The organism is Gracilibacillus kekensis (genome assembly GCF_900143085.1).
In the GTDB taxonomy this organism is placed as follows: domain Bacteria; phylum Bacillota; class Bacilli; order Bacillales; family Amphibacillaceae; genus Gracilibacillus; species Gracilibacillus kekensis.
Genome location: NZ_FRCZ01000002.1, coordinates 127,818 through 149,253, shown reverse-complemented (window position 1 = coordinate 149,253; position 21,436 = coordinate 127,818). Strand labels below are relative to the sequence as shown.

The following is a 21,436-nucleotide window of genomic DNA, read 5'->3' as shown; positions in this document are numbered from 1 at the left end:
TACGATAATTTGTGGCAGATTGTTTATCTGACCAATTTTGAAAAACCTTTTATGTTGTATTGGGAGGCTAACATATTGAAGTCATCAATTACCCAAACGAATAAACTTTATCGTTTGATTGTTATTTCCATCATGGGAACTATTTCGGTCTTATTAATGTTTTTAAATTTTCCATTACCATTTCTGCCAGCATATCTTCGAATAGATGTCAGCGATATACCTGCGCTTATTGCAAGTATTATGTTTTCCCCACTTGCGGGGGTCCTTGTAGTAGGTATAAAAAATATTCTTTATTTGCTTTTAACAGCTATATCAGATCCAATAGGAGTAATGGCAAATTTCTTTGCTGGTATGTTTTATATAGTACCGGTAAGCTTTCTTTATTTAAAACACGGTACCATGAAAAGTGTTTTAAATGGATTAGTACTTGGTACGGTTTTTATGACAGTAGGTTTAAGTATCTTGAATTATTTTCTGTTTATCCCAGCTTACAGTTGGTTTATGGGATGGGAGGAAATGTCAGAGACCGTCAAACTCAGTACGGTATTGGTGGGGATTTTGCCTTTTAATCTAATAAAAGGTGTGATAGTAGGAATTGTTTTTGCAATTATATTTACCAAATTGCAAAAATGGATAAAGAGGAATTAGAATGTCGTCATATAAAAATCGAGCAGTCATCTGCTCGATTTTTGTAAGCAATGCAAGTATATAACTACTGGTATTACAGTATTTCGGTATCCAATTCCAGATTGAATCTGAAATAAATGAAGATATAGTTGATGCGCTCTAGTCGTTAAGAATTAGTTAGTCCTCTTTTGGGTTTGTGTTTATAATCCCTAAGGTACATCGTGATATTGCTATTAATTGGTTGTCTTCATCCACTACATTGATATTCCATACCATTGTTTTTTTACCAATATGAATCGGAGTTGCTTCTGCAGTTACTATTCCGTCTTTCTTGGCCTGGAGATGATTGCAGTTAATTTCGATCCCAACAATTGCTTGTGATGAGGGATCAACATATTGCATACCACCAATACTTGCAGCAGTTTCTGCTAACGAAACAGTTGCCCCACCGTGCAAAAAACCCATTGGTTGTTTAACTGATCCTGTAACAGGCATTTCAACTGAAACAAGTTCAGTTGATTGCCTTCTAATATTCATATGCAATGCTTCCATTAAAGTTTGATGTGCCATGTAAATTTCCTCCAAATCTATATCCCAAACATAACCTCCAGATACGTTTTGCTATTAATCTATCCACGTATACGGATAGAAGCCTCTTTATAACGGCAAAGGAAAAAGGATTTGCAGAAGTAGAGACAAACCGATAAGTCCACCATAGAATGTATTTGTCTTGGCCGTTGCTACCATTGCCGGGATCATTCCGACATTTGTTGTATTTGCTTGGAAAGTTTTAATCGCTTCTCTTGCTTTTGTAATACTTAACAAACTAATAATACTGTAAATAGGTAATAGTCCAGCAATTATAAAAGCTGCCGTCAAGGCATAACTGGTTAACATCAAGCTTGACAACAAAAATATTGCCTTGTTTCGACCAATTAGAATCGCAATGGTTTTACGTCCGTTTTCTTTATCTCCTTCAAGGTCGCGAATATTATTAGAAAGCATAATACAACCAATAAATATCGCGATCGGAATAGAGATGACAAGTATCTGCCAAGAAATAGCGAAAGTTTGGATATAATAGCTTATCCCAATAATTACTGTGCCCATCAAAAGACCTGAAACAACTTCTCCTAGTGGTGTATATGCAATCGGAACTGGTCCGCCAGTGTATAAATAACCGATTAACATACAGGCAAGTCCAATGACCGCGATCCACCAATTGGAAATCAAACAAATATAGACACCGAGTAATGCGGCTACTCCCAAAAAGGAAAAGGCTAACCTTTTTACAACGTTAGGTTTAATACCATCTCTAACAATGGTGCCACCTATGCCTACAGAATCTTCGTTATCTAAACCTCTTATGAAATCATAATATTCATTAAACATATTTGTAGCAGACTGAATTAACATTGCTGCAATTAACATGGCAATAAATACTAAAGGACGAAAGCTACCATCTAAAACAGCAAGCATCGTTCCGACAAAAACAGGAATGAAAGAAGCAGTTAATGTGTGCGGTCTTAACAGTCTCCACCATACATGAAATCCGGGTTTCTCATTTAAGTGGTTTGCGTTAGTATGTGATTTGTTTCCCATATGTAAATAATCTCCTTAAAAAAAATAAGTAACATCATAAGTTTAGTGAATACTTAAATATGTGTCAATCTATTGTTTGAAACATTATTCAGCACCAAAGATAAGTTTTTTGTTATACTAATAAAGGGTATATAACTAGTAGCAGAAGTTATAACCTTTTAAAATATAACAAATTATACTATAATGAATAGCGTTTATGATAAATGCCCTATTATATTGGAGGGTTACCAATGATTGAAACAAAGGACTTAGATATAGATGGTGTGTTGCAAGCAGCACAGAAGCAATCAATAGGCAAGGCTGCACCAACCTTTGTAAGTATTACGGAACAAATAGCATGGATCGATCCCATCCAATTTTTCCAGGCTGGTAAAGGACTGCAAGAGAATAGAATGTTTTGGTCAAGTGCAGATCAATCTACACAATTTGTCGGTATTGGAGATGCTGTGCTTTTACAAAATCAAGACGGCTCTTATCACCAATTAACCAATGAATGGGAACAAGTATTGAAAAATAGTTGGGTGGATAATCCATATGATCAATATAAAACAGGCCCGATTGCGTTTGGAGGCTTTCCTTTTGATTCTGATGAAAAAGTGAACGAACTTTGGAAAGGTTTCGAGGGGAGTCAATTTCGTGTGCCAACATTCTTGTTGACGGTGGAAAACGATTCTGCTTTTTTAACAACAACTGTTTATGTGAAAGAAGAAAGTAACATTGATGAACTTTCAGCAGATTTAGTTACCAAAAGAAATCAGCTTATTCATGCACCGGAACCAATATTTCAGAAAAATGCCATTGTATTAAAACATGAGGTAGATCCTGTACAGTGGAGAGAATTGGTTGTCAAAGTTACGGACACGATTGAACAGGACGATGTAGATAAAATTGTATTAGCAAGGGAACTCCAAATCGAATTTGAGGATATATGTGATATTGGACAAGTTTTGAACACTCTTAAAAACACTCAAGAGCATAGTTTTGTTTTCGCATGGGAAAAAGATGATGTTTGTTTTGTAGGAGCTACACCGGAAAGATTAGTGAAAGTAGATAATCAACAATTATTTTCGACTTGTTTGGCGGGTACTTCGCCAAGAGGAAAGTCGTTGAAAGAAGATAATTGGTATGGTCAACAATTATTAAACGATCAAAAGAATAGGGAAGAACACCAATTTGTCGTTGATATGATTAAAAGCGCGGTACATTCATGTGCTAAGTATGTAGAAATTCCTGATCAACCATCATTATATCGGTTGAAAAATTTGCAACACTTGTACACTCCTGTAAAAGCAGAACTAAAAAAAGGATATACATTATTAGATGTTGTGGAAAAACTACACCCAACACCTGCTTTATGTGGTTTTCCACGTGAAAGTTCATTAGCGTTTATCCGAAAGTTTGAGTTGTTGGAACGTGGTTGGTATGGAGCACCTATCGGTTGGTTTGATCAACATTTTAATGGTGAATTCGCAGTTGCTATTCGTTCGGCATTAATTGATCAGGATAAAGCTTCCTTGTTTGCTGGCTGTGGTGTAGTGAAGGGGTCCGATCCTGAAATCGAATATCAAGAAACAAACATAAAGTTTACACCTATGTTGCAGGCGCTTGGAGGATCATTATGAGTCATATTACATCTTTAACAAAGTATGTCGGCAATTTTGTTGATCAACTCTACCAAAGTGGGGTGCGGCATATTGTAGTTTCACCTGGCTCACGATCGACGCCACTTGCTTTAACATTTGCAGAATATGGAGCATTCAAAATATGGGTAGATATTGACGAACGCTCGGCAGGATTTTTTGGTTTAGGAATTGCGAAAGAAACAAACCAAGCAGTCGTACTGGTATGTTCTTCTGGTACGGCTGCTGCTAATTACTTTCCAGCTATTATTGAAGCTTATTATAGTCGGATTCCTTTAATTGTATTAACTGCTGATCGACCTCATGAATTACGTGATGTTGGCGCTCCACAGGCGATTGATCAAATCAAGATGTATGGTAACTACGTTAAATGGTTTCATGAAATGGCGTTGCCGGAAACAACTAATAATATTTTACAGTACACAAGAAATAATGCGGATCGTGCCGTACAAAAATCCTTATATCCTGTAAAAGGTCCGGTCCACCTTAATTTTCCTTTTCGCGAACCACTCATACCGGATTTTACTGTGGATGATGTGTGGGGAGAAGCTTCTCAGGAATTAAAACACTTTCATTCGATAGAAACTCAGTTGGATCAGACTGCATTATCTGTGATTAAGAATAAGTTAGCAGGAAATAAGCGAGTGTTAATTGTTTGTGGACCACAAGATGATCCAATGTTAAAGGAGTCTGTTTTGCAATTGGCACAAGCTTGGCAGGCACCCATTCTCGCTGATCCATTATCATCCTTAAGAAATGTAAAGTGCGAAGATTTACTTGTCGAAAGTTATGATAGTATCTTGAAATCAAAGCAGGTTCGTGAACGACTTAATGTAGACATTGTTATTCGATTTGGGGCCATGCCTGTATCCAAAGCCTTCTTGCAACTATTACAGGAAAATGACATTATGCAGTTTATTATTGATGAAGAGGTCAGTTACCGGAACCCGTCCATCAAAAAGGCGCACTATATTTATGGTCAGCCAAGAGAGATTGCCAGACAACTAGCTCAGCTTTCGGTTTCGATGGATTCGAACTGGTCATCCTTATGGCAAACTCTAAACAAACAGACGAAGGAAACTCTTGGAAAACAACAACAACTTTTGACCGAGGGTACAGCTGTACAAGGGATTCAATCAACTATTCCAAGTAAGAGTACACTTTTTGTTGGAAATAGTATGCCAATTCGGGACGTAGACACATTCTGGTTTGCTAGTGATAAAGAAATAACGATTTATGCTAATCGTGGTGCAAATGGAATCGATGGTATTCTGTCTACTGCTATAGGAACAGCGATAACTGGGAAACATGTCACGCTTTTAGTTGGGGATATTTCTTTTCTGCACAGTATGAACGGTTTACTATTGACGAAAAACTATACGTTTAATCTCACTATTGTCTTAATAAACAATCAAGGTGGAGGAATTTTTTCCTTTTTACCACAAGCACAGGCGGAAAATGTCCATTATGAAATGTTATTTGGTACTCCCCAACATATTTCAATGGAGAAGGTGGCAGCTTTATACGATATTAGCTACCATGCTGTTGAAGATTGGAAACAATATCTAGATGCCTTAAACAAAAGTTACAAGAATGGCGCGGTGTCACTGATAGAGGTTCAGACGATTCGTAAAGAAAATGTTGATTGGCATCGGACCAAATGGCAAGAGATTGAAGAGAACACGTTATCTGTTTTGGAGGAAAATAGTGATGCAAGTCAAGGTTAGAGATAACTCGTATTGGGTAGAACGATATGGAAAAGGTAAGCCAATTGTTTTTTTACATGGTTTTACCGCCTCCACTCGAACATGGCAGTCAATACTCGCATTTTTCCCCGAATATGAATGCATTTTGATTGATCTTCCAGGACACGGGCAGACAAAAGCAAGCGTGCATTCGATGGAAGAATGTTGTGCAGATCTTAAAACACTTATGGCTCATTTACAATTAGATCAGATAGATTTAGTAGGGTATTCGATGGGAGGGAGGACAGCACTTTCTTTTGCTTGTTACTACCCAGAAATGATTCGCACATTATCTTTAGAAAGTGCTTCTCCAGGATTAAAAGAAAAGCAAGATCGACAAGAACGACAGGAAAAAGATCAACAATTAGCTGATTTTATTTTACATCATAAAATCGAAGACTTTGTCGATAAATGGGAGAATCTTCCTTTATTTGATTCCCAAAAGCAACTCCCTATTGAAAAACGTCTGGCTATTAGAGAAGAACGATTAACACAAGATAGAAAAGGTTTAGCTTTATCTTTGGAAGTAATGGGAACAGGTGTGATGTCTTCATGGTGGAACAAGCTTTTTGATTTAACTTTTCCTGTATTATTAATCGTCGGTGAATGGGATTATAAGTTTGTCACGGTGAATCGAAAAATGAATGAATGCTTGCCAAATAGTAAAATTGTCGTTATTGAAGAAGCTGGTCATGCAATTCATGTGGAACAATCAAAAAAATTTGGTACAATAGTAGAAGACTTTATTATGACGCAAACTTCCAGATAAGTTTCGTCATCTAGAAGACAACAATGTATAAATTAGAGGAGGTCAAACAATGACAGTAGAATGGGTAAGTGAACGAAGCTATGAAGATGTTTTGTATGAAACATATAATGGTATTGCTAAAATAACGATAAACCGTCCAGAGGTGAGAAATGCTTTTCGTCCTCAAACGGTAAATGAACTAATCGACGCTTTTACATATGCGCGTGATGACTCCAAAATTGGTGTGATCGTGCTGGCTGGGGCTGGAGAAAAAGCATTCTGTTCTGGTGGAGATCAAAAAGTACGTGGTCATGGTGGTTATGTTGGTGAAGATGAAATACCACGTCTAAATGTTCTAGATTTACAGCGGTTAATTCGGGTAATACCTAAACCAGTTGTCGCAATGGTGTCAGGTTTTGCAATTGGTGGTGGACATGTCCTTCATGTTGTATGTGATTTAACCATTGCAGCGGATAATGCTATTTTTGGTCAAACAGGACCTAAAGTAGGAAGCTTTGATGCTGGTTACGGTGCTGGTTTACTAGCTCGAATTGTAGGACATAAGAAAGCTCGTGAAATCTGGTATTTATGTCGACAATATAATGCCCAAGAAGCGTTAGACATGGGCTTAGTTAACACGGTAGTTCCGCTAGACAAACTGGAAGAAGAGACGGTGCAATGGTGTGAGGAAATGTTAGAAAAATCTCCAACAGCGCTACGTTTCTTGAAAGCATCCTTTAATGCTGATACAGATGGCTTGGCTGGTCTGCAACAAATGGGTGGAGATGCTACATTGCTTTACTATACAACAGATGAAGCAAAAGAAGGTCGAGATGCGTTTAAAGAAAAGCGTAAGCCGGACTTTAAACAATTCCCGCGTTTCCCTTAATATCCGATTTAATAAATCCAAACGATTATCAGTATAGATTTTGAAATCGTTTGGATTTTCATGTGTATTAGAAGGAATTTGCGACATAAACTCTATTTGGTAATCTTGAAATTTTATATGTGCTTTGCAACCGCTCCGGCTTGTCCGTTTACCTTTCCGCGGGTTTTTACCCGAAGCTAACTTTTTAAGCAAAGTTCGCTCAAAAAGTGGATCTTCGGATAAAAATATCCCGCAGGAGTGAAAACGGACGCCTGCGCTTTATATTGCTTTACAACTCAAGTTAGTATAAACATGTTGTGCTTTTTATCAATAAATTCCAAAATATTATTAATAAAAGTAAACAATTTTGCTAATGGATTACCTAGCATTGACTCAAAATATTACAACCTTTGTAGAGTTTTATTCAGCGGAGGCGGCCACTCCAACTCCTATGGGACTCGTTTTTCCTGAAGATACACTTTTTCAAGCGGTTTTTGCTAGGAAAAGTTAGCTGAAGGGAAAACCCCATGGAAAGGGAAGTGGGCAAGCCGAAGCGGTTGCTACTCAGTTATCCGTTCTCAAAGGCTATTCGCAGCAAAAAGTTATGTCGTATAATGAATTAAAAGAATTATGTCCCAGTTTCTTTACTAGTATCCATCGTGGAGGTGCGTTATGGAACATTGGTTAAATAAAAGAGCAGCCCTATCACCTAATCAGATTGCAATTGAAATGGAAGACCATTCTGTCACTTTTCTTCAGCTACAACAAAAATCACAGCAATTTGCCCGTCAATTAGATAACCTTAAGCCGAATGGCCATATTGCGATTCTATCCGACAATTCGATCGATATGGCGGTTGCCTTTTGGGGATGTACATATCTACAAACACCTGTTGTGTTTTTAAATACGCGATTATCAAGATCTGAATGGCAACAACAATGTAATGATGCAGATGTCGGTCTTATCCTTACATCCTCTCATTATTTGGAAAAAGCGAAACATCTTAATGTGTCAGTGGAATCCTTTCTTAAAGTAAAAAAATTAACTGTAAATGAGGTTCCGCTTTTAGATGAAATAGATGCGGAAAAAGTTTGTTCGATGATGTTTACCTCTGGAACTACTGGGAGAGCAAAAGCAGTCCAGCAAACCTTTCACAATCATTGGTCAAGTGCAGTTGCCTCTTCTCTAAATCTTGGATTGCTTCCTGAGGACAAATGGTTGGTGTGTTTGCCGTTATTCCATATTGGTGGACTATCGATTTTAATAAAAAGTGTGATTTATGGTATGCCTGTATATTTGTTAGAAAAATTTGATGCAGACAAAGTTCATCAAGCAATCATGAAATCTGCTGTGACATTAATATCAGTTGTTGCAGTAACATGCTCACGCTTACTAGAAAGATTGGGTTCAGAACGCTATCCAGATTCTTTTCGGTGTATGTTATTGGGCGGTGGACCAGCTCCTAAACCATTACTAGAGCAGGCTAAAGCGAAACAGACACCTGTTGTTCAAACATATGGCATGACTGAAACCTGCTCCCAAATCGCTACATTGAACGAAAAAGATGCTTTGCGAAAATTAGGTTCTGCAGGCAAGCCACTCTTCACTGCGACATTAAAAATTGTCGATGAAAAAGAAGAATGTAATCCTAATCAAATCGGAGAAATACTTGCGAAGGGTCCAATGGTTTCACCTGGATATTATCAACATAAGAAACAAAGTAATGAATGGTTGCGAACAGGGGATTTAGGTTATTTCGATGAAGAGGGTTTTCTTTATGTTGTTGATCGTCGCAGTGATTTAATTATTTCTGGTGGGGAGAATATTTATCCTGCTGAAATCGAAGAAGTTCTGTTAATGATGGATGGAATCGTTGAGGCAGGAGTGACAGCGGAGGAAGATAAGCAGTGGGGTCAAGTGCCAGTAGCGTATATAGTAAAAAATGATAAACAATTAACTACAGATCGGATAAAGGATTATTGTAAAGATCGTTTAGCAAACTTTAAAGTTCCTAAACAAATTCATTTTCGCGATCAGCTTCCTAGAAATGCTACCAATAAATTACAACGACACAAACTAAAATAGGGTATAAAAATCTTGGCGAATGACTCTTTCTTTTCATGAAATCGATCAGGTCGCCAAGTAAAAGAAATTGTCTTATCTATTCTAGTTTAAACCAGAAAATAGCCCTTACCCATTTAGTCAGAATAGGGGGCTATTTTTTTTGCGTTTAAAATAGCGCCAACGACAGCAATTAGTGCGATGATCTTCGTAGTCTGACATAAGTTATGAGATTGTAAAGGTGTTAGACGGTAGTTTTTGAACGACACTTATAAAGAAATAGACGTTCAAAGCTTTTGCTATTTCTATTTTATGATAAAATATCTGTGTATTAGGAGTATAATGAACCCTAACAGAAGCTCCTTTAACAGGTGCGTTTCCCATCTTTCATAAAAGGAGGATGAATATTTTGAAGGTGAAATATTTTCACATAAGTTATTTTGTTGCACTTATTGTCCTTTCTTTCATGTCTTTTTTTATAATATTTGGCGTAGGATTCGTTGGAAATATTAATCTGTTTATATTAGTGATTCCTTTTGTTTTGAGTACGCTATGGCTTAGTGATTACACTTGGCGATTTCTAAGTTTAAAATCGGATACAGATAAAATACAGTTAATTCACCCTGCTAAAAATTGGACCTTTACCATTTTATTCCTTTCTGGTATTTTGATAATATATAGTCTATTTCTAACAACCTTGATCCCTGCCCCCATAAATGATGCTCCATCATGGATGTTTTTGGGAACACCTTCTGTGTTGCTTTTGATGTGGTATGGGCTTCTATATAGATATACCAAAAATAAAATGGATAAAATCCAGTTGATATTGGGTTCGTTTCTGCTCATAGTTTCTTTGGTGTACACCTACCAAATCTGTGAATTTTATGCGATGCAATTCTTTTTATGAAAAGGAGTTTTAGTTTTATTTACATATATAGAAAAAGTGGTAGTTTAGTAAATAACATAAAGTAGAATATCGTTACGTTACTAAAAACAGGGGTGATTGCGTGTTAGTATTTGTTCCAGTTGCAATAGGGGTTGGAATTGGCAGTGTCATGTTAATTTTAACCAAATGGCTTAAGAATGCACATGCTTCTTTTTCAAAAATTCCTGCATTGATTGGTTTGATCGCTTGTGTAGTTCTAATAGTAGTAGCTATTTATGTTGTTAGAGGTTTTGAAGGTGCTGCATATATTTATTTAGCTGTGACAATATTACTTTTTTCTATGGTTTCTTTTGCTAAGTCTATTTGAAAATAGATACATTCTGCAATCAAAAAATCTCACATTTAGTGAGATTCTTCTTGATTTAACGGTGTAACTCCACCCTACTGGTACCAATGTTTCCTCATTCTCATCAAAGAGAAACGAGTCATTTTGTAACATAATTAACGTAAGGAGGTTACTTGAATGCTATTTATTTATATTCTATTCGGTTTTTTTCTAGGGTTAAATATTCTTTTCTATAGCTATGTGAAAATTAATATATCAAAGTTTCTTTTCATACCACCCATAATTGTCTTTTTGTTAGCGATACTTTTTACCGGTTATGGTTTGTGGTTTACCAGTAACGGTTGGGAAGGAATGACATATGGAATTATAAGCTTTGGTATCCTGCTTTCTTCTATTATAGGAACGGCTTTCATACCCATTTTATTTAGATATGATATTGATTCGCTCGATAAAAGGATAAAAAGGTACACTATGATAGTTTTAGGTTCATGTTTTATTATATGTTTCATATTTGTATGGTTCCCTGAGTTAATTTATTTTTAAGAGGTCAAGAAGACGATAACACATCATTCATTATATAGTGTAGCTCCTTGCTATTGCGCAACACTATATAATTGCATCGTGCGTTTTGGAAGCGGAGAGAATGTTATGCTCCAGTCTAGCTCCAAATGTCTTTCACGTCAACCTTATCTCAATATTGTCGAAAAATTGCCCGTTTTAAGCGTAATGTCCGCCGATTTTTTTACTTCTTTCTCTTGTGATCCCAGCTTCTGTATAACTACTCGCACGTAAAAGAGAGGTAGAACCATATTTAGTGCGAATAGCATCCATTACATAGCCGACATCTTTTTTCTTTGGTTGATCATCAAATAAATTTAATTGGGTTTCCACATCATCATAAAGATTGTTTAAAGATACCGATACACGCCTGATTTTACTGTGATGATTATAAAATTGATGAAATAACTGTAAACATACACGATAAATATCCATCGTTACATTAGTGGGTAAATGGAGAGAAGAAGAGCGATGAAATCCTCCACTATGATCAGCGTAAGCTATACCCAGGTGGATCGTTCTCCCTGCTCTTTTGTGGGCTCGTGCTCGACGACAGACTTCTTCCGTTAAATCAAGAATACACGTTAATGTCTCTTCAGCTGTGTAATCTCTTAACAAGGTAATGCCATGGCCGAATCCCTTTTGTTCTTCTTTTTTGCCATAAGAATCATATACTGGACTTAGGTCCACACCCCATGCATGCCAATATAATTGTTCACCAATCACACCAAAACGTTTCTTTAGCCGGTCTAGACGGTAATTCGCCAATTGTCCTAAATAAATAATTCCCATCCGATTTAAATGAACCGTTAAACGCCGGCCAATTCCCCATATCTTTTCAATAGAGACAGGCCATAATAATCGTTCAACATCTTGATAGCGGCATGTGGCAATACCTGTTTTTTTAGCATATAAATCCATTACAACTTTAGCTAAAAATTTATTGTCTCCAATTCCAATTGCGCAAGTCAATCCCATGGTCTCATATATTTCTTCTTTTATCATTTGTGCTATTTGTTCTGCATTTCCATATAAAGGTTCTAACCCATCGACTGTAATCCACATTTCATCGACAGAGTAGGGGTGTATTGCTTCTTTTGGTACATAGTGGTGCAATAAGCGTGTAATGGCAACAGATACATTTACATAGTCTCCCATTTTAGCTTCTACGACATGAATCGCCGGATCATTCGGCAATTCGAAATATCTGCTTACATTTTTAACACCATGTCGCTGCTTTAGTGCAGGAGAGGCAGCGAGAATAATACTACCTGAACGATTTTTATCACCAACTACCGCTAACATGGATGTCATTGGATTTAATCCACGTTTAACACACTCGATGCTAGCATAAAAGGAACGCATATCGATACAAAGTACATTATGTCTGGGAAAAGTTCGATAATCCATCAGTTTAACCTCTCTAACGAACGTTTGTTCTTATGTATTTATTATAGCCGAGAAAACAAAAAAAGAAAAGTGTTAAAATATAGTAAATAAATGAGAAGGATTATCAAACTCATTGACTTTCTTTACGAAAGCTAATAAACTAGAGGAAGAGAAATAGTTCGAATAAAAGATAAAAAATGCCCAGCTTTTACATAGCGCACATAAGGGAGATGTTCCGAATGGAAACACTAGTAACGAAAGACTTAACGCTAGGTTATGGCGATGAGATAATTATAGATGATCTAGATATTACTATTCCAAAAGGTGAAATCACGGTATTTATTGGTGGAAATGGTTGTGGGAAATCGACATTGTTACGTTCCTTAGCGCGTTTATTGAAACCAAAACAAGGGGATGTCGTGTTGAATGGTGAAGATATTGCCAAGGTTCCGACAAAGGATGTTGCTAAACAATTAGCGATTTTGCCTCAAAGTCCGATTAGTCCAGAAGGTTTAACAGTAGAAGACTTAGTAAAGCAAGGTAGACATCCCTATAAAACAATGTTTAAACGGTGGTCTACAGATGACGAAAAGGCTGTTAATGAAGCATTGGATGCAACAAATATGACCGCGTTAAAAGATCGTGCGGTTGATTCTTTATCAGGTGGTCAGCGTCAGCGAGCATGGATTGCGATGACGTTAGCACAGGGAACGGACACGATTCTTTTAGACGAACCGACTACCTATTTAGATATGACACATCAAATAGAAATCCTTGATTTACTTTTTGAATTAAACGAACGACGTGGAAGCACAATTGTGATGGTGTTACATGATTTGAATTTAGCTTGTCGCTATGCGCATCACATTGTAGCCATTAAAGATAAGAAAGTATATGCACAAGGTAAACCGGAAGAAATTATCAGCTGTGGCCTTGTCCACGATGTCTTCCAGATGAAGGCAGATGTGATGTATGACCCAATGTTCGGTACCCCAATGTGTATCCCACACGGCAGAGGTCGATGTCTCATAAAAGAAGCCGTAGAAGAGTCAAAACAACAACAATTAAGCAGTTAAGAAAAACCCTGTATTCGATAAAGAATACAGGGTTTTTTGTATACTTGAGCAAAGCATACCCCTTGTCACGATAGCATAAAACAACTTATAAAACTCTGCAATAATAATGAATACAGCGGCACATAAGAAGGATTACGCGACATAACCTTGGTGGTAATTATGAGATATTATATGTGCTTCGCAATCGCTCCAGCTTGTCCGCTTCCCTTTCCGCGGGTTTTTCTCTTCAGCTAACTTTTTAAGCAAAGGTCGCTTAAAAAGTTAGCTGAAGACGCGCCCCCTGGAAAGCGAAGTGGGCAAGCCGGAGCGGATACCACACTCATATATAATGTCAAAATTACCATCAGATTATGTCGCATTGTCCTTCTTATGCGCATGGCAAAGGAATGTTGGGATTTTTATCGGAAGGATAACGATGCATGTTTCCATCTGTTTTACATACAATATGTGTGAAGAGGTGAGTGAACATGGAAAAGAGAACATACTATGTAAATATAGCGTCACAGGAAATTTCTCAGATTCCTTATGGAACAAATACGGAATATACGATTGAGGCGACAGATGAGGAAGTATTTTTATTGAGGGAAAAATTCAGTGAAATACATGATGATGATTTCGGTACTTATATTCGAGCACATATCCCTTTTGTCCAATATCATGACGACCGTGACAATGACGAATACGATAGAGACCTACAAGATGCGTTTCAAATGATCTATCAATTAGCTAGTCCAGAAACTAAGTTAGCAATGGAGGAAGCTAATATTGGACAGAAAAAAAATGAAGAATAATGAAACAAATGAATAGGAAAATACGTCTAATTTTATAAATACGTGTTTAAGAAGACATAAAAAAGGAATAGATAGATAAAGGGACAATAGGAGGTATAAAATCATGAAAAAAATCATCACGACGGCAACAGTTATAGTCCTTTTTTTATTTGCAATTATGATGGTTAGTCAACCACAAATGGATCAAACACAGGCACAAGAAACAACTAAAGTACATGCAAGTAAAAATAATACAGAAAAGTTATTGAACTTTGATGATATTAAACAGGTGACACAACAAGAAGCAGACCTATCACATGAGCAAATTGTAGCTTTAACTGATAAGTTTATGGAATTATTAGTACAGGATATTGATGATCATTATAAAGTAGAAAAATTTAATACAAAACAAGAACTTATACAAGCATTTGAACCATACGTAAAAAAAGAAGCAGTACAACCGTACATTGAATTTTATTATCAAGAAAAAGAAGATGGTCTATATATTGTTCCAACCGAAACACCAGCATGGTTTGTAAAGGATGCTGAATATGAGAAGGAACAAAAAGATAGAAAAATAGAAGTCACCCAAACAAATGAAAATGCACTTTATGGTAAATATACAATTGTTCTCACATTCGAAAAAGTTGATGAAACATGGAAGATAGTAAATATTAGCCATGAGTAAAAATAAAAGGTAGTATAGTATTATGAAAACTTTTTATGATTACTATAATAACAAAGTACAATTATCTTTTGATAGTCAGCCATTTGATCCTGATCCAAAGCATGTTTGGGTAATTTGCAGATACAAACAAAAGTGGCTACTCACCAAACATAAAAATCGAGGACTAGAATTTCCCGGCGGAAAAGTAGAAAAAAATGAAACTCCAAAACAAGCTGCAATTCGAGAAGTATTAGAAGAGACTGGAGGCGAGGTAGAACAAATTAAATATTTGGGACAATATTTTGTATCAGGCAAAAGAGAACAACTTGCAAAAAATATATACTTCGCAACCATAAAAAAACTTCAGGAGAAAAATAATTATTATGAAACAGACGGACCTGTTTTATTAGAGCTATTACCAAGGAATATAAAAACTAATAGGTCTTACAGTTTTATAATGAAGGATGAAGTATTAACATATAGCTTAAATTATATCAAAAATAACGAGGAACTATCGTATAGCTAATCTGAAGGTTAGCTATATTTTATTGTGCATTATGAAAGCATATAACTTAAGGGTTTGGAGTAGCTCTCCGAAGTACTATTACACATAGTATAAGAAGACCTCGATATTCACTAAAATATGAAGAGTATTCCAAGTGTTCCAAATATCAATAAGTTGACTTTCATGGCTCAATTCGATACGATAAAATTTACGATTAATCCATAGTATTTAGATCGGATTAATAAGTGAAAATGATCCGTGCATTTTTGTCCGAAACGTTGTATAGTGGAACATGTAGAAAATGAAACAAATATAAACAAATATAGACTTTTAACACTAAGATAGATAGACGTAAAAAGAGGAATTCCAGTTTTCTATCAAAAAAGATAGTGAGGAAAGTCTTGATAGAAACGAAGAGGGAGGATTTTTAAAAACATGGCTAAAAATAGACGTTTATTTACATCAGAATCTGTTACGGAAGGACATCCTGATAAAATATGTGATCAAATTTCTGATGCGATATTAGATGAAATATTATCAAAAGATCCTAATGCAAGAGTTGCTTGTGAGACAACAGTTACAACAGGATTAGTACTGGTGTCTGGTGAAATCACTACTTCTACATATGTAGATATTCCAAAAATCGTTAGAAATACAATCAAAGAAATTGGTTATACGAGAGCTAAATATGGATTTGATGCAGAAACATGCGGTGTAATAACTGCCATCGATGAACAATCAGCAGATATTGCAGGTGGTGTGGATGAAGCATTAGAAGCAAGAGAAGGACAAATGACAGATGATGAAATTGAAGCAATTGGAGCTGGCGATCAAGGACTTATGTTTGGCTATGCCAATAATGAAACACCAGAATTAATGCCACTTCCGATTAGTCTAGCGCATAAACTAGCTAAACAGTTGTCAGATGTAAGAAACAATAAAACATTAGCATACCTGCGCCCTGATGGTAAAACTCAAGTGACTGTAGAGTATGATGAAAATGATAAGCCTGTGCGAATCGATACAATCGTTATTTCTACTCAACACCATCAAGATATTACGTTAGAACAAATTCAAGAGGATCTAAAAGAGCATGTAATTAAACCTGTGGTTCCTACTGAATTATTAGATGCGGAGACAAAGTATTTCATCAATCCAACCGGAAGATTTGTGATTGGTGGGCCTCAAGGCGATGCTGGCCTAACAGGACGTAAAATTATTGTGGATACGTACGGAGGATACGCGCGTCATGGTGGCGGTGCGTTTAGTGGTAAAGACGCTACAAAAGTAGACCGATCTGCTGCATATGCCGCACGTTATGTAGCAAAAAACATTGTAGCAGCTGAATTAGCAGAGGCTTGTGAAGTGCAATTTGCCTATGCGATCGGTGTAGCTCAGCCTGTTTCCATTTCTATTAATACGTTCGGTACTGGAAAATATTCAGAGGAAGATTTAGTAAACGCGGTGAGAGTCAACTTTGATCTGCGTCCAGCGGGAATTATAAAAATGTTAGATTTAAGAAGACCAATCTATCGTAATACAGCGGCATACGGTCACTTTGGTCGTACTGACACCAACTTCTCTTGGGAAAATACAGATAAAGTGGATGAATTAAAAAAGTTTTTGTCAAAAGCTTAAAATAAAAAAGAAATAAGTAATACAGAAGTCAAGTACTAAACTAGGTACTTGGCTTTTTTTGTGCTTGAAATCTTAAAAAAGTGTAACAATAAGTGAAACTCATCGTCAAATAAGCGAATAAAAATTTTTGAATAGAAAAGAGGAAGCATGATGTGCGGTTTTATTGGACTATTAAAAGCAGAAACAGAAATGTTAGGCGCTACAGAGCGAAAAGAATTCGAAAACCGGCTTAACATCATTGATTACAGAGGTCCAGTCGATCAAGGTTATTATGAAGATGAAACTATAATATTTGGATTTAAAAGACTAAGTATTATAGATGAAGTGAGCGGTCATCAGCCATTTGCTTATGAAGATGATCGTTATTGGATGGTGTTTAATGGTGAGATTTATAATTACCTTGAATTAAAAGAATATTTACAACGAGAGGGTATCGACTTTATGACTGAATCGGATACAGAAGTGATTATTGCGCTGTTTTCTAAACAAGGTGTCGATTGTTTCAAGCAACTTCGTGGTATGTTTTCCATTTTAATTTGGGATAAACAAGCACAATGTTTATATGGGGCAAGAGATCCTTTTGGGATTAAGCCATTCTATTATAAAGAAACAGAACAAGGCACCTTTTTTGCTTCGGAGAAGAAAAGCTTATTATCCGATTCTGAACAAATAGACCAACAAGGTTTACAACATTATTTCACTTTTCAATATGTACCAGAACCAATGACGATGAATCAAAAAGTTCATCGTTTAGAACCTGGAAGTTATTTTATCAAACAATATAACAGACCGATAACACATTTTCGTTATTTTCAGCTAAGCTTTCATAGCAAAGAAAATACCGATAACCAGTGGGTAGATAAAATTCAATCTACTTTAGATCAATCGGTTCAGATGCATATGCGTAGTGATGTACCTATCGGTTCCCTTTTGTCAGGTGGAATCGATTCTTCCTTCATTGTGGCATTAGCCAAACAGTATCATCCAAATCTAAAAACTTTTTCCGTGGGATTTGAACAAGATGGCTATTCAGAAATAGACGTAGCAAAAGAAACGGCGGATAAATTAGGGGTTGAAAACTATTCCTATATCATTTCACCAGAGGATTTTGTGGAAAAGCTGCCCAAAATCATCTGGCATCTAGATGATCCACTTGCAGATCCTGCATGTGTACCCCTATATTTTGTTGCAAAAGAAGCAAAAAAACATGTCACTGTTGTACTATCAGGTGAAGGCGCAGATGAGTTATTCGGTGGCTATAATATATATCACGAACCAGATTCATTACGCGTTTTTGAATCGATTCCAACACCGGTAAAAAATTTATTAGCACGAGTAGCAAGTGTGTTACCTGAAGGTGTCAAAGGAAAAAGTTTTTTAACTAGAGGAACTACACCATTAAGGCAACGGTATATCGGAAATGCGAAAATGTTTGAAGAAAAAGAGAAAAATAGTTTATTAAAAACGTATCATCAAGATTATTACTATCAAAATGTAACAGCACCGCTTTATGATAAGATAGGAAATGAGCCTGCTGTTCATCAAATGCAATATATCGATTTACACACATGGCTTCGTGGGGACATTTTATTAAAAGCAGATAAAATGTCAATGGCACATTCATTAGAATTGCGCGTACCTTTTTTAGATAAAGAAGTGTTTCAACTGGCTAGAGAAATCCCAGTAAACAAAAAAATAGCAAATGGAACTACGAAACACATTTTACGCCAGGCTGCTCAAGGAATCGTACCTGATCATGTTTTAAATCGTAAAAAACTGGGATTTCCGGTTCCTATCCGACATTGGCTGAAAAATGAATTATACAGTTGGGCATTGAACTTAATTCAGGAAAGTCAAACTGCGCATATATTGGATAAAGAGGTAGTTTTTGATCTGTTAGAGGATCACTGTATGGACAAAAGGGATAACAGTCGGAAGTTATGGACCGTTCTCATGTTTATGCTATGGCATCAAATATACATGGAAAATAAGTTTGATATTGCGGAACTTCAGTCAGAAGATAAGACAGAAAGCAAGCTTGTAGATGTTTCCTAACAAGCTTGCTTTTTCACTATATTTTAGAAAGATTGGTACTGAAATGTGTTGATAAGAAATAAATCTTTTACTGAACAAAAGAAGGATTATACGACATAACTCTGGTGGTCATTATGGGATATTAAATGTGGGTAGTATCCGCTTCGGCTTGCCCACTTCCCTTTTCCACGGGCACAAGTGCAACATCTACTCAAGCAAGCTTTCGTAGTGTTTTCTATGCAGTGGGGTTTTCCCTTCAGCTAACTTTTTCAAGCAAAAACCGCATGAAAAAGTGGATCTTCAGGGAAAACCCGCGGAAAGGGAAGCGGCCAATCCGGAGCGGTTGCTACACACATATAATATCTCATAATTACCACTGCAATAGTGTCGCTTAATCCTGCTTATATTCACTAATACTATAATTCTAAATATAATAGATTTTCTAAGTTTGTATGTATTTTTTAATATGCTAATGGTCGGTGGGGGAAGATACCCACCGATCATAGTCTTGCTTTGTATGCTTGTCCTTTATCAACATAGTCTTGTTGGATTCGTTTCATTTCTGCTATATCTTCTTCTGTTAAATCGCGAACTACTTTTGCAGGACGCCCGAAAGCAAGTGTGTGTGGGGGGATTTTTTTTCCTGGAGGTACTAGGCTTCCTGCACCAACGAAAGCACCTTCGCCAACTTCTGCTCCATCTAGAATAATGGAACCCATGCCAACTAAGGAATTTTTGCGAATGATCGCTGAATGAAGCGTGACTTGGTGTCCCACTGTAACATAATCCTCAACGATTAATGGTAAATTAGGGCTTTGATGTAAAAGTGATAAATCCTGAATATTCGAGTAAGAACCAATTTTAACTGGAGCGACATCACCACGAATTACCGTTTTAAACCAGACACTGCTATAAGCACCAATTTCGACATCGCCTGTGATCACAGTATCTGGTGCGATAAAAGCAGCTTGATCAATCGCAGGGGTTTTTCCTTTATATTCATATATCATCTATGTTAACCTCCTAGTATCTAGTTATCTTTATGATACCATAAGAAAATAAAGTGAGGGAAAAAAGGTGACACTACAAGTCCCAACAAATGCACCATTATTAATGAAAAATGTATACCAAAAAATATTTCCACAAGTGAAGATAGAGCTGAATTATTGGAAAAAACGTGCATCACAGATTACGAATGAAGAATTACGTACTCAAGCCTTAGCTAGTATTCAAGATAAAAAATTTCACTGTCAAGGTGGCAGTGTATATAGTCTCTTAGCCGGTGAAGAATGGAAAAAGGCGATTCGTTTCATTGTTGCCTATCAGACCATCAGTGATTATTTGGATAATTTATGTGACCGCAGTACCTCTTTGGATCCGACTGATTTTAGCATGCTTCATCAATCTATGGAGGATGCGTTATCGCCTGAAAATGAAGTGAAAAACTATTATCAATATCGGGAAGAACAGGCTGATGAAAGATATTTAACAGACCTAGTCCGAACATGTCAAGACGTGCTTCGTGATATTACAAATTACTCCCTTTTCCAAGAACATATGATTCAATTAGAGAACTTGTATAGTGATTTACAAGTACACAAACATGTCACACATAGTGAACGGATACCAAGATTAGAAAAATGGTTTAAAGAACATCATCGACAATGGCCAATGCTTGAATGGTATGAATTTTCTGCTTGTACTGGTTCGACGCTAGGTATTTTTTGCATGGTTTCCTATGGATTAAATAATCAGATGACTACCGAACTAGCAGATAACGTATTTGAAAGCTATTTTCCTTTCTTGCAGGGCTTACATATTATGCTGGATTACTTTATTGATCAAGATGAGGATGAAACAGAAGGCGACTTGAATTTCTGTAACTATTATCAAGATGAACTAGTATTAGAAAAACGTCTGCTTTATTTTGTCGAGCAAACAAATAAGCATGTCCAAACATTACCGAATAGAAAATTCCATGAGATGATTCAGCATGGTTTAATCGGATTATATTTGGCCGATCCTAAAGTGCGAAAAATGCGCCAATTCAAATCAACTGTTAAAAGGTTGATTAAAGCAAGTGGTCGAAAAGCGCAATTTTTCCATTGGAACATCAAGGTCTACAACCGATTAGCCGGTCGCTATTGATTTACGGTGGAGTTGCCAGTAAAACGCAGGGAGTTGCCAGTAAAATAAAAAAGTTGATAGTAACCAAGGAGAAAGTTACGAATACTCCTAGAATAAAGACACCCCCGATTGAATCTAAGTTAAGATTC

19 protein-coding genes are annotated in these 21,436 nt (G+C 36.5%); 15 read left to right on the top strand and 4 right to left on the bottom strand.

From position 1 onward, the window contains the following. Nucleotides 1–75: 75 nt before the first annotated feature. Entirely contained in the window at nucleotides 76–648 is a 573-nt protein-coding gene (locus tag BUC25_RS06210) for an ECF transporter S component (RefSeq protein WP_244535148.1), read from the top strand. A 156-nt stretch (nucleotides 649–804) separates the two neighbouring features. Here the strand turns inward: BUC25_RS06210 and BUC25_RS06205 are convergent, their stop codons facing one another. Continuing rightward, the gene (locus tag BUC25_RS06205; protein ID WP_073200815.1) at nucleotides 805–1,197 is read right to left on the bottom strand and encodes a hotdog fold thioesterase; all 393 of its coding nucleotides are present in this window, start codon (nucleotides 1,195–1,197) and stop codon (nucleotides 805–807) included. 87 nt (nucleotides 1,198–1,284) lie between these two features. Continuing rightward, nucleotides 1,285–2,229 carry a 1,4-dihydroxy-2-naphthoate polyprenyltransferase gene (locus BUC25_RS06200; protein ID WP_073200813.1) on the bottom strand — a complete coding sequence of 315 codons (945 nt, stop codon included), beginning with the start codon at nucleotides 2,227–2,229 and terminating at the stop codon, nucleotides 1,285–1,287. 230 nt (nucleotides 2,230–2,459) lie between these two features. Here BUC25_RS06200 and BUC25_RS06195 point away from each other — a divergent pair, with 230 nt between their 5' ends. The 7 genes from BUC25_RS06195 (at nucleotide 2,460) to BUC25_RS06165 (ending at nucleotide 10,544) form a co-directional block, all read left to right on the top strand. Next, nucleotides 2,460–3,851 carry an isochorismate synthase gene (locus tag BUC25_RS06195; RefSeq protein WP_073200810.1) on the top strand — a complete coding sequence of 464 codons (1,392 nt, stop codon included), beginning with the start codon at nucleotides 2,460–2,462 and terminating at the stop codon, nucleotides 3,849–3,851. Next, nucleotides 3,848–5,596 (top strand): 2-succinyl-5-enolpyruvyl-6-hydroxy-3-cyclohexene-1-carboxylic-acid synthase, encoded by a 1,749-nt coding sequence (gene menD, locus BUC25_RS06190; protein ID WP_073200809.1) that lies wholly within the window; start codon nucleotides 3,848–3,850, stop codon nucleotides 5,594–5,596. Before BUC25_RS06195 ends, menD begins: the two co-directional genes overlap by 4 nt. Then, nucleotides 5,580–6,383, top strand: coding sequence for a 2-succinyl-6-hydroxy-2,4-cyclohexadiene-1-carboxylate synthase (gene menH / locus BUC25_RS06185; protein WP_073200806.1), 804 nt, complete (start codon nucleotides 5,580–5,582; stop codon nucleotides 6,381–6,383). Before menD ends, menH begins: the two co-directional genes overlap by 17 nt. A 49-nt stretch (nucleotides 6,384–6,432) precedes the next feature. Further along, on the top strand, nucleotides 6,433–7,251 hold the full coding sequence (gene menB, locus BUC25_RS06180) for a 1,4-dihydroxy-2-naphthoyl-CoA synthase (RefSeq protein WP_073200804.1): 819 nt from the start codon (nucleotides 6,433–6,435) through the stop codon (nucleotides 7,249–7,251). Between the two features lie 651 nt (nucleotides 7,252–7,902). Next, a complete protein-coding gene (locus tag BUC25_RS06175) occupies nucleotides 7,903–9,315 on the top strand; it encodes an o-succinylbenzoate--CoA ligase (RefSeq protein ID WP_073200802.1) in 1,413 nt (470 codons plus the stop codon). A 385-nt stretch (nucleotides 9,316–9,700) separates the two neighbouring features. Then, a complete protein-coding gene (locus tag BUC25_RS06170) occupies nucleotides 9,701–10,198 on the top strand; it encodes a hypothetical protein (RefSeq protein ID WP_073200799.1) in 498 nt (165 codons plus the stop codon). Nucleotides 10,199–10,298: 100 nt separating this feature from the next. Continuing rightward, nucleotides 10,299–10,544 (top strand): hypothetical protein, encoded by a 246-nt coding sequence (locus tag BUC25_RS06165; RefSeq protein WP_244535147.1) that lies wholly within the window; start codon nucleotides 10,299–10,301, stop codon nucleotides 10,542–10,544. A 696-nt stretch (nucleotides 10,545–11,240) separates the two neighbouring features. On the opposite strand, the gene BUC25_RS06155 is transcribed toward BUC25_RS06165, so the two are convergent. Continuing rightward, the gene (locus BUC25_RS06155; RefSeq protein ID WP_073200795.1) at nucleotides 11,241–12,491 is read right to left on the bottom strand and encodes a DNA polymerase IV; all 1,251 of its coding nucleotides are present in this window, start codon (nucleotides 12,489–12,491) and stop codon (nucleotides 11,241–11,243) included. Between the two features lie 218 nt (nucleotides 12,492–12,709). On the opposite strand from BUC25_RS06155, the gene BUC25_RS06150 reads away from it, so the two are divergent. The 6 genes from BUC25_RS06150 to asnB all read left to right on the top strand — a co-directional run bounded on the left by BUC25_RS06150 (nucleotide 12,710) and on the right by asnB (nucleotide 19,181). After that, nucleotides 12,710–13,546, top strand: a complete 837-nt coding sequence (locus tag BUC25_RS06150; protein ID WP_073200793.1) for an ABC transporter ATP-binding protein — start codon at nucleotides 12,710–12,712, stop codon at nucleotides 13,544–13,546. 467 nt (nucleotides 13,547–14,013) lie between these two features. After that, nucleotides 14,014–14,337 (top strand): hydrolase, encoded by a 324-nt coding sequence (locus tag BUC25_RS06145; RefSeq protein ID WP_073200792.1) that lies wholly within the window; start codon nucleotides 14,014–14,016, stop codon nucleotides 14,335–14,337. Nucleotides 14,338–14,440: 103 nt separating this feature from the next. After that, nucleotides 14,441–15,004 (top strand): hypothetical protein, encoded by a 564-nt coding sequence (locus BUC25_RS06140; RefSeq protein ID WP_073200790.1) that lies wholly within the window; start codon nucleotides 14,441–14,443, stop codon nucleotides 15,002–15,004. A gap of 22 nt (nucleotides 15,005–15,026) precedes the next feature. Then, nucleotides 15,027–15,509, top strand: a complete 483-nt coding sequence (ytkD, locus tag BUC25_RS06135) for an RNA deprotection pyrophosphohydrolase (protein ID WP_073200788.1) — start codon at nucleotides 15,027–15,029, stop codon at nucleotides 15,507–15,509. 414 nt (nucleotides 15,510–15,923) lie between these two features. Beyond that, on the top strand, nucleotides 15,924–17,126 hold the full coding sequence (gene metK / locus BUC25_RS06130) for a methionine adenosyltransferase (protein WP_073200786.1): 1,203 nt from the start codon (nucleotides 15,924–15,926) through the stop codon (nucleotides 17,124–17,126). Nucleotides 17,127–17,276: 150 nt separating this feature from the next. Next, complete coding sequence (gene asnB / locus BUC25_RS06125; RefSeq protein WP_073200784.1) at nucleotides 17,277–19,181, top strand: asparagine synthase (glutamine-hydrolyzing); 1,905 nt, start codon at nucleotides 17,277–17,279, stop codon at nucleotides 19,179–19,181. A 479-nt stretch (nucleotides 19,182–19,660) separates the two neighbouring features. Here asnB and BUC25_RS06120 read toward each other — a convergent pair whose 3' ends face one another. Further along, nucleotides 19,661–20,170 carry a gamma carbonic anhydrase gene (locus tag BUC25_RS06120; RefSeq protein WP_073200782.1) on the bottom strand — a complete coding sequence of 170 codons (510 nt, stop codon included), beginning with the start codon at nucleotides 20,168–20,170 and terminating at the stop codon, nucleotides 19,661–19,663. Nucleotides 20,171–20,237: 67 nt separating this feature from the next. Between BUC25_RS06120 and BUC25_RS06115 the strand changes: the two genes are divergently transcribed. After that, nucleotides 20,238–21,308, top strand: coding sequence for a tetraprenyl-beta-curcumene synthase family protein (locus BUC25_RS06115; RefSeq protein ID WP_280174045.1), 1,071 nt, complete (start codon nucleotides 20,238–20,240; stop codon nucleotides 21,306–21,308). Nucleotides 21,309–21,436: the final 128 nt, after the last annotated feature.